The organism is Idiomarina abyssalis (assembly GCF_019797805.1).
GTDB classification, from domain to species: domain Bacteria; phylum Pseudomonadota; class Gammaproteobacteria; order Enterobacterales; family Alteromonadaceae; genus Idiomarina; species Idiomarina abyssalis.
Map to the genome: position 1 here is coordinate 884,732 of NZ_CP081832.1, position 13,409 is coordinate 898,140.

Sequence of the window (13,409 nt, forward strand, 5' to 3'; positions counted from 1 at the left end):
AGCATGACGGATCAGTCCAAAGGTGACGGCGATAAGCCGCTGTATTGCACTTTTTGTGGCAAAAGTCAGCACGAAGTTAAGAAGCTCATTGCCGGGCCGTCTGTGTTCATTTGCGATGAATGCGTCGAGTTATGTAATGACATTCTAAAAGAAGAAATTCATCAACTGTCGCCGGTGCCGGACCAGGATGAATTACCTGTGCCAAAAGCTATCCGAAAACATCTGGACGACTACGTTATCGGCCAGGATCGCGCTAAAAAAGTTTTATCAGTTGCTGTCTATAACCACTACAAGCGGTTACGTGCATCAGGAAAAGGTAAAGAAGAAGTTGAGCTGGGCAAGAGTAATATCTTGCTGATAGGTCCTACAGGCTCAGGTAAGACTTTCCTTGCTGAGACTATGGCGCGGTATCTGGATGTTCCGTTTACTATGGCGGATGCGACTACCTTGACCGAAGCAGGTTACGTTGGTGAAGATGTTGAGAACATCATTCAGAAGCTTTTACAGAAGTGCGACTACGATGTGGAAAAAGCCCAACGCGGTATTGTCTATATTGATGAAATTGACAAAATTTCACGTAAGTCAGACAACCCATCTATTACTCGCGATGTCAGTGGCGAAGGCGTTCAGCAAGCTTTATTGAAGCTTATTGAAGGTACCGTTGCTTCTGTACCTCCTCAGGGCGGACGAAAGCATCCTCAGCAAGAGTTCTTGCAGGTTGATACGTCGAAGATTCTGTTTATCTGCGGTGGTGCATTTGCTGGCTTAAACAAAGTGATTGAGCAGCGTTTGTCTACCGGAACAGGAATTGGTTTCGGCGCCGAAGTAAAAAGTAAAACGCGAAGTGAAGAAGGCGAAATTATAGCGAAAGTAGAGCCGGAAGATTTGGTTCGCTACGGTTTGATTCCGGAGTTTATTGGACGGCTACCTGTTGTTGCCACACTAGACGAGCTGGATGAAGAAGCATTGGTTGAAATTTTGCGTGAACCGAAAAATGCTTTAACCAAGCAATACTCTGCTTTGTTTGAAATGGAAGATGTTGAACTGGAGTTTCGTGAAGACGCGTTACGGGCTATTGCTAAAAAAGCCATGGCGCGTAAAACAGGAGCTCGCGGTCTGCGCTCAATCGTCGAAGGTGTTTTGCTAGGCACTATGTACGAGTTACCTTCCATTGAGGGCGTGGTGAAAGTTGTGGTTGATGAATCGGTGATAGCCGGGGAATCAGACCCTATTTTAATTTACGCGAATCAACAGAAAAACAAGCAGGCTTCGGGTGAGTAATACGAAACTGTATTAAAAGTGTTCAAAAAAGGGCCAATCTGGCCCTTTTTTTCTGTCAAGGATTGAACTTTCAGGTAAAGACCGCATATAACAAAGTAAACCTAGGTCGGGAGAGAATTTAATGAGCGAAGAACGCACCGAACAATTAACGATGCCTGTTCTGCCGTTGCGAGATGTAGTGGTTTACCCGCATATGGTGATTCCGCTATTTGTCGGTCGGGAAAAATCGATTCGATGCTTACAAGCGGCGATGGATGCGGATAAACAAGTCTTTTTAGCAGCACAGAAAGATGCGTCGGTGGATGAGCCTACCAATGATGACATTTATCCGGTGGGTACTGTCGCTACGGTTTTACAGTTATTGAAGCTGCCTGATGGCACTGTGAAAGTGTTAGTTGAAGGTAAGCAGCGTGCGCAGCTTGATGAACTTCAGGATGATGAAGAGTACTTTAAGGCCAGTATCCATTATTTGGCGGCAGAAGAGTTACCGGAAAAAGAGGAAGAAGTACTTATTCGGTCGGCTCTGAACCAGTTTGAAGGCTATGTGAAGCTGAACAAAAAGATACCGCCAGAAGTACTTACGTCGTTATCGGGTATTGAAGACGGTGACCGTCTGGCCGACACAATGGCGGCACATATGCCTTTAAAACTTGCAGAAAAGCAGGCCATTCTTGAAATTACCGATGTGCGTGAGCGCATAGAGCACCTGATGGCATTGATGGAAGGCGAAATTGATATCCTTCAGGTTGAGAAACGTATTCGCAGTCGCGTCAAAAAACAAATGGAAAAAAGCCAGCGTGAGTATTACTTGAATGAGCAAATGAAAGCCATTCAAAAAGAGCTGGGTGAAACCGAAGACGGCGTCGATGAGTTTGAGCAGTTGCAGAAAAAGATCGACGACGCGCGTATGCCCGCAGAGGCTAAGAAGAAAACAGAAGCTGAACTTCAAAAGCTGAAAATGATGTCGCCCATGTCGGCGGAGGCTACGGTTGTTCGGGGTTATATCGACTGGATGGTGTCGGTTCCGTGGAAAAAGCGTTCGCGTATCAAGAAAGATTTAGCTCATGCTGAAAAAGTGCTAGATGCTGATCATTATGGGTTAGAGAAAGTCAAAGAACGCATTATTGAATACTTAGCGGTGCAACAACGAACCACAAAAGTGAAAGGTGCAATTCTTTGCCTGGTAGGGCCTCCTGGTGTGGGTAAAACATCGCTTGGCCAGTCCATAGCGAAAGCTACGGGAAGAGAGTACGTGCGCATGGCATTGGGTGGCGTTCGTGATGAAGCAGAGATACGCGGACACCGTCGAACCTATATTGGCTCTATGCCAGGCAAGCTGATTCAAAAAATGTCGAAAGTTGGTGTACGTAATCCACTGTTTCTTTTAGATGAAATTGACAAAATGTCGGCGGATATGCGTGGAGACCCGGCCTCAGCGTTATTAGAGGTGTTAGATCCGGAACAGAACGTTAACTTTAACGATCATTATCTTGAAGTAGATTACGATCTGTCAGATGTCATGTTTGTTGCGACCTCTAACAGTATGAATATTCCGGCGCCTCTGCTTGACCGAATGGAAGTGATTCGTCTGTCCGGTTATACCGAAGATGAAAAGCTGAACATCGCTAAACGTCACTTATTGACTAAGCAGATTGGCCGTAACGGTTTAAAAGAAAAAGAAATTACGGTTCAGGACAGTGCCATTATCGGTATTATTCGTTATTACACCCGCGAAGCAGGTGTGCGTAACCTTGAACGTGAGTTGTCACGATTGTGTCGCAAAGCGGTGAAAGAAATTCTACTGGACAGTTCAATTAAGCACGTTGAAATTACCGGTGATAATTTAAGTGACTATCTGGGCGTGCAGCGCTTTGATTATGGTAAAGCGGAAGAAGCTAACCAAGTCGGTCAGGTTACTGGCTTAGCATGGACTGAAGTGGGTGGTGACTTGCTCACTATTGAAGCCACGAATGTAGCGGGTAAAGGAAAGACAACCACGACTGGTTCGTTAGGCGATGTTATGCAGGAGTCTATTCAAACCGCACTGACCGTAGTTCGCAGTCGTGCTGATAAGCTGGGTATTGCCGATGACTTTCATGAGAAGCGCGATATTCACGTTCATGTTCCTGAAGGCGCCACGCCAAAAGACGGACCAAGTGCCGGTATCGCAATGGTTACGGCTATGGTTTCATCGTTAACCGGTAAACCGGTACGCTCTGATGTGGCTATGACGGGAGAAATTACGTTGCGGGGTGAAGTATTGGCTATCGGTGGCTTAAAAGAAAAGCTATTGGCAGCTCATCGCGGTGGAATTAAGCATGTATTAATTCCCAAAGAAAATGAACGCGATTTAAAAGAAATAGCCGATAACGTTAAAGAAGACCTGGTAATTCAACCGGTGAAATGGATTGATGAAGTATTAGATGTCGCTTTGGTTAAAGATTAATCAGTGACTTAATGCTAAAGTCATATTCCAACGCTAGAATGCGGTCTGCGGATGAGAAATCATGCCTCAGACCGCATTTTTTCGTTAAAAAGTGAGTAAAAAGGGTTTTCAATCGAAACGACTGTGGTAGCCTAGAGTTTAAAGCTGATTCAAATGTATGACATAAGAACAGCTGGATAGGAAAGCCATTTGGACATAATGGTGCTTGAACAATTAAATCAAGCTTGATATAACCGTTTTGGCCCATTTAAATCCGAATGGAACCACGGAAACTTGATAATAACAATCTAAGGGGATGATACTGTGAACAAGTCTCAGCTTATTGACAAAATCGCGGCAGGTGCAGATATTTCTAAGGCTGCTGCTGGTCGTGCTCTGGACTCAATGATCGATGCAGTAACTGATGCTCTAAAAAAAGATGACCAAGTCGCATTAGTTGGCTTCGGTACGTTTAGCGTACGTGAGCGTTCTGCTCGTACTGGTCGTAACCCTCAAACGGGTGAGACTATCCAGATCGCTGCTGCTAAAGTACCTTCTTTTAAAGCAGGTAAAGCACTGAAAGACGCAGTAAATTAATTAAAGCGCATTAGCGCTTTTTTTAAAGAATAATAATAGTAGCCCGAGGTTTATAAAACCTCGGGTTATTTTTTTGTATGAATGGTGAGTTTTAAGACGAATCACCTTATAATGTGACGTCGTTTATTCAGGTTAAATAAGGAAAGCCTTATTATGTTAGAGCGGATTCGGGAAGGCTCGCAGAGTTTTACTGCTAAGGCCATTCTTGTGTTAATCATTCTAACTTTTGCATTGGCAGGTGTTGGCGGTTATATCACCGGCGACACAGAAGATGCTGTTGCAAAAGTTAATGGAGAAGAAATTCCTCGTAGTGACTACGATCGTGCTTATGAAAACGAACGTAGCCGTTTACAAGAGCAGTTCGGCGATATGTTTTCTGCCATTACTTCCGATCCGGAATACATGCGTAGTTTGCGTAGCAGAGTTCTGGAACAGCTTATAGAACAGGAATTACTCGTACAGTACGCAGAAGACAGCGGAATGCGTGTGGGATCAGAGCAGGTTAAAGCAGCAATTCGTGATATTCCTCAGTTTCGCACCGCCGGACAGTTTGATAACGACGTCTATTTAATGGCGTTACGAAATGCGGGTTATAGTCCGGAAGCTTTTGCTAAAGTTATGCAGCAGGACATGACCCGGAATCAACTTTTGCGGGGCTTGTCTCAGTCTGAATTCGTTTTGGAACCTGAGGCTTTAGCATTTTTGCGCTTACAGAACCAAACGCGTTCAGGTGGGTTTCTGGTAGCAAATAACGAGTCTTTTGAGGGCCAGGTGGAAGTTGCTGAGTCGGATATCGAGACCTTTTATCAGCAAAACCAGGACATGTTCCGTACGGAAGAGAAGTTGAGCGTTGCTTATGTTGAGCTTTCTTTAGCGGCTATTGAGTCTGATATTGAAATAGCCGATGAAGAAGTACGTGAGTATTACGAACAACGTCAGCAGCAATACGCAACCGAAGAAGAGCGTCGCGTGTCGCATATTCTTATTGAATTCGACACAGAGAACGCTAAAGAGAAAGCTGAAGAGGCGTTGGCCGAACTGGAGCAGGGCGCCGACTTCGCTGAGGTAGCGCAAACCTACTCTGATGATACTTTCTCTGCGGAACAGGGCGGTGACCTTGATTGGGTCGAAGCTGGCATGATGGACGAAGATTTTGATGCCGCTGTTTTTGCGCTGGAAAACATTGGTGATTTATCTGAGATTGTTGAAACCAGCTTCGGTTATCACATTATTAAGCTGACTGATTTACGTGAAGGTACGGTAACACCATTCAGTGAAGTCGAAGACGAAGTTCGCCAACAGCTGTTAGCAGAAAAAGCGGAAGACCGTTATTTTGAAAAGCAGCAGAAATTGGCTGAAATTAGCTTTGAACAGCCAGATACTCTGGAGCCTGCTGCTGACGAAATTGGTGCTACAGTTCGTCGTACTGACTTATTCACTCGTGAAAGAGCGCCAACACCTTTGAGTGATGATGTCATTCTCAATAACCTGTTTTCAGAACAGTTAATTGAAGAGAAGTTAAACAGCGACGTAATTGAAACCTCTGATGATCGTTCTTTGGTTGTGCGAGTGACTGAACATCAACCGGTGCGGGTAAAAGATCTGGAAGAGGTCCGCGAGCAGATTGTTGCAGAACTTCGTGTAGAGAAAGCTCAGGAATTAGCACTGCAACAGGCGGAAGAGTGGATGCAAGCCTGGCAGTCGGGCGAAGAAACCAGTGGCGAGATTGTCTGGGTAGATAGCATTACCCGGAACAATAACGAGCATCCAAGAGCTATTTTGCAAGAGCTGTTCTCGATGTCTCCGTCTGCTACTGCCGATGAAAACACCTTTACCACGGTCGCGCTTCCTAATGGCGATGCTGCAGTGGTTGCATTGACAGAATTTAACCCGGGTAATGCAAACGAAGAGCAGCTTGATGAGCTGCAAAGTCAACTGCAGAACCGCCAGGCACAAGTGATGTTACAAGCTTTCATTAATAATCTGAAAAGTGATGCAGATATTCAGCGTTTATCGACTCGATAAAGTGTAACGCTCATCGAAAATAAAAAAGCTCAGACTTGAGAAAGTCTGAGCTTTTTTTGTTTTTCGTTAGTATTATTTGCGTCCGTAAAGCTCCGGTAAGACATTATCTTCTGTCGTATCAGATAACCTCTCTAAAGAGGACTTAACGTCTTTGTACAGCTTCTTGCCTTCCCGCCAGCTGCTGCTTCCTGGCTGATACAAACTCTTTTGGAGAGCAGCACAGGAGCTTTGTATTGAAAGGTACTGAGATAATTCCGTTAAACTATTAAAGGTTCGGTTAAAATACCGGTCTGCCCATTCAAGCAATGCAATTTGGGCTGCATGGGCATCGTTTTTACTGCAGGCCTGTTGAAACTCTCTCCATAGCTTATCTTTGTTGAGTTGGTGGGCCGTTTTAGACGTCTCTTCTACCGCACCTTCTGATAATGATTGGCGACGCATCAGCAGGAAAAGGTTGGTAGCTAACGATGCCAGTATAATAAGTCCTAAAAGAGCAACGAACCAACTTTGCTGCCACCAAACCAGGGCGACTGAAGGCTTCGCAGGTTCAACCGGTTTTTCTTCCGCACTTTGCTTTTGCGGCGCTGCTGCGCCACTGGGTTGATTTCCCTCAGGGATTGCTTGCATACCTTCAGCCATAGCGACTGAAAACTTCAGGTCATCAGTTTCAGCCGAGGCTGCTAGCCCCGTTTTGGTATTGAACCATGGAACTTCAAGCGCCGGGATGCTCAGCGGACCCGGTTGATTCGGTACAATTGCGAAGCTGACGGTCTTTTGTGAAATAACAACACCGTTGCGCGTAAACTGGTCGGTTTCGTCGCCATCAGGGTACACTCTTACCGTATCTGGAAACTCAGGTTTTATTTCCGGCAGTTGCTCTGGCTTTACGCCAATGGCGGTTAACATGTATGAAATAGTCAGAGGTTCACCAACGGTGTAGGTTTCCTGCTCTGGTGAAACCGACTGAGAGATACTGACTAATTCACTCGGTAACCAATGCCCCTGCCAGTTAGCCGGAACAGGTTTGACGTTAACATCTATTGTTTCTGCTATTGTGCTAACGGGCTGAGTGTTGGAAAACGAAGAGAATATTGAGCGTTGTCCCTGGGTAAAGACTTCTCCATCAAAGCGTGCCCCAGTGATACTTAAGGGACCTGATTTGCTGGGCGTTATTTGATAAACCCGCTGATAAACCTTGTAGCGGCGGCCATTAACCATCTGTGTACTTTCTTCATCTCTGCCTATTTGCTGAACATCAGCATTTTCAGCTTCCGGAGGCACTAAGTTACCTTTGTTTAAGTCCGCAGCGAGAAACAGCCGGGCGACATAGGTAATAGGCTGCTGCAGATAAACTTGCTCGCTATCCACCTGAGCTTCTAAAAAAGCCGTTTCTTGTTCTTTTTCCTGACTGCTTCCGGCTTCCAGTGCCTCTATGGTTATCGGCTGAGACGATACACCGCCAATGGTAATTTCCGGAATTTTGTATTCGCCCGCAGCTTGCGGAATTAATACGGTAGTAAACCGTGTTTGCTTGCTGAGTCTGCCGTTTATCATTGATGTTTGACGGCTTACAGAGGTTCTTCCGACGACAAAGTCTTTTAGTAACTTAGATGGGGAGAAGCTGTCATTTCCAACGTCACCGTCGACGGTCACTGTCAGCACAAACGACTGGTTAGCGGTGACGGGATTCCGGTCGACCGTTGCAGTAACTTCGGAAACATCGGCGCGAGCAAGCTGACTCACAAGCAATAGACTGATCAAGAAAAAAGTGTGTAGCCATACTCTTACCATTTTTTATCTTCTCCCTGCGGTTCTGAAGCTCTGCGCTGACGACGACGCTGACTTTCCAACAGCATTTTGTTACGCAATAGAATACTCGGGTCATCCGGAACTCGGTTCATCCATTGCTCCAGCTGCTGTGCCTTTTCAGGATCAATTTCACCTTCTCTCACCTTTTCCTGAAGTTGTTGTGTGGACTCTTCATCATTTTCTGCCCCCTCATTTTCAGAGCTATCCTGTTGTTCTTTTTCTTCAGTCGCTTCTTCTTTTTGGTCTTTTTTCTGTTCAGGTTGGCCATCTTCCTGACCATCTTTACCAGGATCTGGCGGACCATCGTTATTATTGGACTCGTTTTTTTGCTGGTCTTGCTCGTTACCATTTTGTTCCGAGTCATTTTTTGACTCGTCGTCTTGAGAGTCGGATTTTTCTGATGATTCTCCCGAACCATCAGATGAATCAGAGTCTTGTTCTTTTAGCTGCTCGACGAGCTGCTTGTTTTCCACTGCCTCTGACCAGTCAGGTCTTTTCTCCAGAGCCTTTTCGTATGCTGCGATGGCCGCATCATATTGCTGTTGCTGAGCTAAAGCATTACCCAAGTTGTACTGGGCTTCGGGAGAAGAATGTTGAGCAAACACATCAGCAGCGGCCTCATAGTCACCATTGCGGTATAAGGCTGCCCCTTGCCGTAAAGGATCTTTGCTTAGGTTGGCGGCTTGTTCATATTGCTCTTGTTGATAAAACCTTTGAGCACGTTGTTCTTGATTAAGGAAGTACTTCTCAAGGGCTGGCTCCTGCGCTGCATAAAGCTCAGGACTAAAACTCACTAGTGGTAAAAGCATAGCGAGCATAATGGGGCTGAACAGACCGCTACGACGCCAGTTTAATAACATAATAGGAAGAATAAAGAGCGCTACATAAGGCCCCATATCTCGCCATGCATCGCCTTGTTGCTGATCTTCGCTGTCTTTTCCTTCACGTGTAAGCGGAGGCTGATTGATCAGTTTCTCAATATCACGATTGTCAGCGGTAACTGACGAGAATGCACCACCAGTAATCGAGGCTAAATCCTCCAGTCGTGATGGATAAGTCTTAGCTATGATAACTTGATTATTCTCTTTTAAGAGTCTTCCGGAGCTGTCTCGTATTGCAGCGCCTTCTTCTGTGCCAACGGCCAGTACTGAAACGCGGTGCTCTATTGAACGTAGGTAACTGCTTAACGGATTGAGATCACGACTGGTGATACCGTCTGTCAGCCAATAAATATCGCCTTGTGGGTAACCGGCGTTTCTTAATAGCTCATCAGCCAACTGCAGTGCAAGCAAAGGCTCACTGCCTGCTGCCGGCATGATTTCCGGCGACAACGACGGAATCAAATTCATTAAATTCCGATTGTCGGCCGTAAGAGGACTGATGATAAAAGCATCATCGGCGTATGCAATAAGCCCGGTATCTCCGTCAAGACCTGCTCGTACTAAGTCAATGGCTTTATACTTCATTCGGGTCAGGCGGTCAGGGGATATGTCATCGGCAAGTAATGAAGGAGACATATCCATAATAACGACCTGGCCTGACTCAAGCTGATAGACTGGCTGTGGTAGCCTTTCCCAGGTTGGGCCAGAGAGTGCGAGTGTGGCTAAAATACCAATAATCAGAAACCGGTGAACCGGCCATAGCGATGGCTTCGATCCAGACTTTACCAATACCTTTGATAAATGTCCGGGTAACCATTGATGCCAGCCAGCTTGATGTACCTGACTATAAATAAAGCGCCAATATAATAGCCCTACAGGGATTAATGCCAGTAACCACCAGGGGCGTAATAAATGAAACTCGCTCATGAACTTTTCCCCCAGGGGCGGTAATGCATCAAAGCAATGAGCATAAATAAAAGAAAGCTTGCACCCAATGGCCAATAAAAAAGGCTGACTCTGGGTCTAAGTTGTTGTGGGTCGCCAGCAATAGGCTCCAGTTGGTCAAGTCGTTGATAGATATCCTCAAGCTCGTCAGTGCTGCGGGCCCGGAAGTATTTACCACCGGTTTGCTTAGCAATACTTTGCATCAGCGGAACGTCCAGATCTCGGCTGGGATTGACCCGTCGTTGTCCGAAAAAGCTGTCCACTACCACCTCTTCGGCTCCAACGGCAATTGGATAAATCGTAACATCGTAAGCTTGAGCAAGTTCAAGCGCCTGCTCCGGAGTCAGGTTACCTGCCGTATTCTGACCATCGGTTAGTAAAACTAATACTCTATTTGACTCGTCGTCGTCCCGAAAACGCTTAACAGACAGAGCAATAGCGTCACCGATTGCTGTGCGTTCTCCGACTAAACCCAGTACAGATTCATTCAACATTTGCTTTACGGTATTACGGTCGTAAGTCATTGGAGTCTGTAAATAGGCTGTATCGGCAAAAAGAATCAAGCCTAGTCGGTCGCCTTCACGACGCGCAATAAAGTCACTGAGTACGTGCTTAACCATGGTTAAGCGGTCGACGGAACGTCCGTCAAGCTGCATATCGGCAATTTCCATACTGCCGGATAAATCGACAGCCAGCATTATTTCGCGGCCTTCTGCACGAACCGCGAGCGGTTCGCCTAACCATTGTGGTTTAGCAACAGCTGCTATTAGCATCAGCCAACATAAACTCATAAGGGAAAGCCATAACCAGCGTCTGCCAGAACCCGGACTGCTTTCTGCAAGACCATAAGTGCTGGGGAGTCTTATGGCTGAACGGTTCTTACGAACAGGCGGTAACCACTTCCAAACAATAAAAGGTAAAGGTAATAAAAGAAACATCCATGGCCAGTCAAATTCAAACATCACTGACTCCCGGTTGTTTGCTTAAGTCTTTACTCAGCCAAAGGCGAGCAAGCTGGTAGTAATTTCGATTGAAATCATTGTCTTCAGTACCGTAAAAGTTTTTATCGGCTTGTTGAAGCAAAGGTTCAAAAGATGCCCTTTCATTATTGGATAAGGGCGCCAGTAGAAAAACGAGCCAAGTGCGGCTGTGTTTCGTGGCGACAAGTTCGCGAGGATAATACGCCAGTGCCGCTCGTTTAAGCAGCACCGTTATTTGTTCGATATTTGCATCTTTTTGCTGTAATAACTGTTTTATTGCTGCTTTACGTACTTTGGACTTTTGCCAGCGGTGAAACAGAACGGTCGCTAGCACCAACACACCTGCCAGTAGGGTTGCTACTACAGCGATAGTTAGCCAGGAGGGGGGCCACCAGCCAGCCTGACCTGGTTCAATGATGTCATTAAGCTGCTTTAAAGACGGCTGCTGCATCAGGTCACCTCCGTCCATTGTTGCTCTAGTGGCAGGGCACTTGATACTGAGGTTAATGACAGTTTGCGCTTACGGAAGGCTTCCTGAATATTTTGCCAGCGCTTGAGTGCTGCCTGGTGATAAGTTGCTCTTTGCTGGGTGTTAGCCAGGTTCACATTAATTTGCTGCTGGCCATCTGTGATAGCCAATGGATGAGATGAATAACCTTCAGGTAACTCATGCTCCATGGGGTCATAAACTGAAAAACAGCGAACCGAATTGTGTTGAGAGAGAACGCGTAAGCCATCCAGAAAGTTTTCGCTGGCACCATAAAAGTCACTAATGACATAAATGGTACTGCCGGGCTTAACTAACTGTCGTAAACGCTTTAAATTTTCTTCAAGCGCATTAGGTTTCTGTTTTTCTTTGTTTTTCCAACGCGTAAAGCTGTCGCCGTGAACTTCAAGCAGTGCATGACATAAGCGTAAAACGCCTTTTTGGCGGGCAACGGGCTTGAGCTCCTGATGCAACCAGCCATTACCTACTAAGCCGCCAATGCGGTCGCCTTTATGCTGGGCCTGCCAGGCAAGAGCGGCCGCCAGGTGACAAGCTTGCACTGATTTAAAAATAAACTGACTACCGAAAAATTGAGTCAAAGGTAGGTCGACCCAAATAAATACAGGGCGCTCTTTCTCTTCCCGGTAAAGCTTAGTGTGTGCTTTACCGGTTCGGGCGGTAACCCGCCAGTCGATAGAGCGGATGTCATCACCGGGCTGGTAATGCCGTACTTCATCAAACTCCATACCTCTTCCGCGACTCTTACTGAGCAGTGGCCCAGTCTGGCTTGAGCGCGGAAGGCTTTTATGATGACGGGCGAACGCATTTATTTTACTGCGATAATACAGCAGCTCATGAATGCCGGGGCTGATTCCGTCACAATGCAATTGTTTTAGCCATTGTTCTACTTCGGCTTTTAACATTATGGTGCCGGTACAAGTTTTAAAATTGTGTCCAGAACCTGATCGTGCGACACACCGTCCGCTTCAGCTTGATAGCTTAGAATGATTCGGTGGCGCAAGGCGTTATGAAAAACGCTAATAACATCGTCAGGCGTTACGAAGTCGCGACCATCGAGCCAGGCTTTGGCTCTGGCACAACGCTCAAGAGCAATGGTGGCACGAGGGCTGGCACCATAGCCTATCCATTGAGCCAGGTTTTGGTCGTATCGCTGCGGTTGTCGTGTTGCAATAATCAGCTGGACCAGATAGTTCTCGACGGCCTCATCTAAATACAGTTGCAAAACTTCCTGGCGTGCATTGAATAAGTCTTGTTGAGTTAAAGGCACTGGCTTGTCGACATCTCCGGATAACGCTTCCCCGCGAGTTAACCGCAGTATTTGTTGTTCTGTTTCAGCATCGGGATAGTCCAGTTTCAAATGCAGCAAAAATCTGTCCAGTTGTGCTTCTGGAAGAGGGTATGTGCCTTCTTGCTCCAACGGGTTTTGCGTGGCTAAAACCATGAAGAGGTCAGACAGTGGATAACTGCGCTGGCCGACAGTAATCTGCCGTTCAGCCATCGCCTCTAATAAAGCCGATTGAACTTTGGCGGGGGCGCGGTTAATTTCATCAGCCAGAATCAGGTTATGGAACAAAGGGCCTTGTTGGAACTCAAACTGTCCAGTTTCGGGACGAAAGATATCGGTACCGGTTAAGTCAGCCGGTAATAGGTCAGGGGTGAACTGTACACGGTGAAAGTCGCCCTCTATGCCTCTTGCTAAAGCCTGAACCGCTCTTGTTTTGGCAAGGCCGGGTGGTCCTTCAACCAGTAAGTGACCGTCGGCCAGAACGGCAATTAACAGATTTTGAGTAAAATCTGGCTGTCCAAGAACTTGTCGGTTGAGATAGTTTTGTAGCTGTTGAAACGCTGTCGCGGTCATGTTTACTCCAGGCTGTCGTTATCGGCGAAAACTGACTATGCTGTCAGTACCGCATAGCAATGACAGTAACAATGCTGCCTTTGTTCCGAATTTTCAATCT

At 46.3% G+C, this 13,409-nt stretch carries 10 protein-coding genes; 4 read left to right on the top strand and 6 right to left on the bottom strand.

Going from position 1 to position 13,409, the window contains the following annotated elements:
* The first annotated feature begins 3 nt into the window (after window positions 1-3).
* The 4 genes from clpX (at window position 4) to K5X84_RS04170 (ending at window position 6,328) form a co-directional block, all read left to right on the top strand.
* Entirely contained in the window at window positions 4-1,281 is a 1,278-nt protein-coding gene (clpX, locus tag K5X84_RS04155; RefSeq protein ID WP_054486994.1) for an ATP-dependent protease ATP-binding subunit ClpX, read from the top strand.
* Between the two features lie 121 nt (window positions 1,282-1,402).
* Window positions 1,403-3,727: an endopeptidase La gene (lon, locus tag K5X84_RS04160; protein WP_054486996.1), complete on the top strand. Its 2,325-nt coding sequence runs from the start codon at window positions 1,403-1,405 to the stop codon at window positions 3,725-3,727.
* Between the two features lie 303 nt (window positions 3,728-4,030).
* Window positions 4,031-4,303, top strand: a complete 273-nt coding sequence (hupB, locus tag K5X84_RS04165; protein ID WP_011234253.1) for a nucleoid-associated protein HU-beta — start codon at window positions 4,031-4,033, stop codon at window positions 4,301-4,303.
* Between the two features lie 153 nt (window positions 4,304-4,456).
* A complete protein-coding gene (locus K5X84_RS04170) occupies window positions 4,457-6,328 on the top strand; it encodes a SurA N-terminal domain-containing protein (protein ID WP_222236756.1) in 1,872 nt (623 codons plus the stop codon).
* A 72-nt stretch (window positions 6,329-6,400) separates the two neighbouring features.
* Here the strand turns inward: K5X84_RS04170 and K5X84_RS04175 are convergent, their stop codons facing one another.
* Genes K5X84_RS04175 through K5X84_RS04200 form a run of 6 tightly spaced genes read right to left on the bottom strand, consistent with a single transcriptional unit; the run spans window position 6,401 to window position 13,309 of the window.
* Entirely contained in the window at window positions 6,401-8,119 is a 1,719-nt protein-coding gene (locus K5X84_RS04175) for a BatD family protein (RefSeq protein WP_222236757.1), read from the bottom strand.
* Window positions 8,113-9,945, bottom strand: a complete 1,833-nt coding sequence (locus K5X84_RS04180) for a vWA domain-containing protein (protein ID WP_222236758.1) — start codon at window positions 9,943-9,945, stop codon at window positions 8,113-8,115. The genes K5X84_RS04175 and K5X84_RS04180 overlap by 7 nt, the downstream gene beginning before the upstream one ends.
* Complete coding sequence (locus K5X84_RS04185; RefSeq protein WP_054487004.1) at window positions 9,942-10,925, bottom strand: vWA domain-containing protein; 984 nt, start codon at window positions 10,923-10,925, stop codon at window positions 9,942-9,944. The genes K5X84_RS04180 and K5X84_RS04185 overlap by 4 nt, the downstream gene beginning before the upstream one ends.
* The gene (locus tag K5X84_RS04190; RefSeq protein ID WP_222236759.1) at window positions 10,918-11,394 is read right to left on the bottom strand and encodes a DUF4381 domain-containing protein; all 477 of its coding nucleotides are present in this window, start codon (window positions 11,392-11,394) and stop codon (window positions 10,918-10,920) included. The genes K5X84_RS04185 and K5X84_RS04190 overlap by 8 nt, the downstream gene beginning before the upstream one ends.
* On the bottom strand, window positions 11,394-12,353 hold the full coding sequence (locus K5X84_RS04195) for a DUF58 domain-containing protein (RefSeq protein ID WP_222236760.1): 960 nt from the start codon (window positions 12,351-12,353) through the stop codon (window positions 11,394-11,396). The genes K5X84_RS04190 and K5X84_RS04195 overlap by 1 nt, the downstream gene beginning before the upstream one ends.
* Window positions 12,353-13,309, bottom strand: coding sequence for an AAA family ATPase (locus K5X84_RS04200; protein ID WP_054487009.1), 957 nt, complete (start codon window positions 13,307-13,309; stop codon window positions 12,353-12,355). Before K5X84_RS04200 ends, K5X84_RS04195 begins: the two co-directional genes overlap by 1 nt.
* Between the last annotated feature and the right edge of the window lie 100 nt (window positions 13,310-13,409).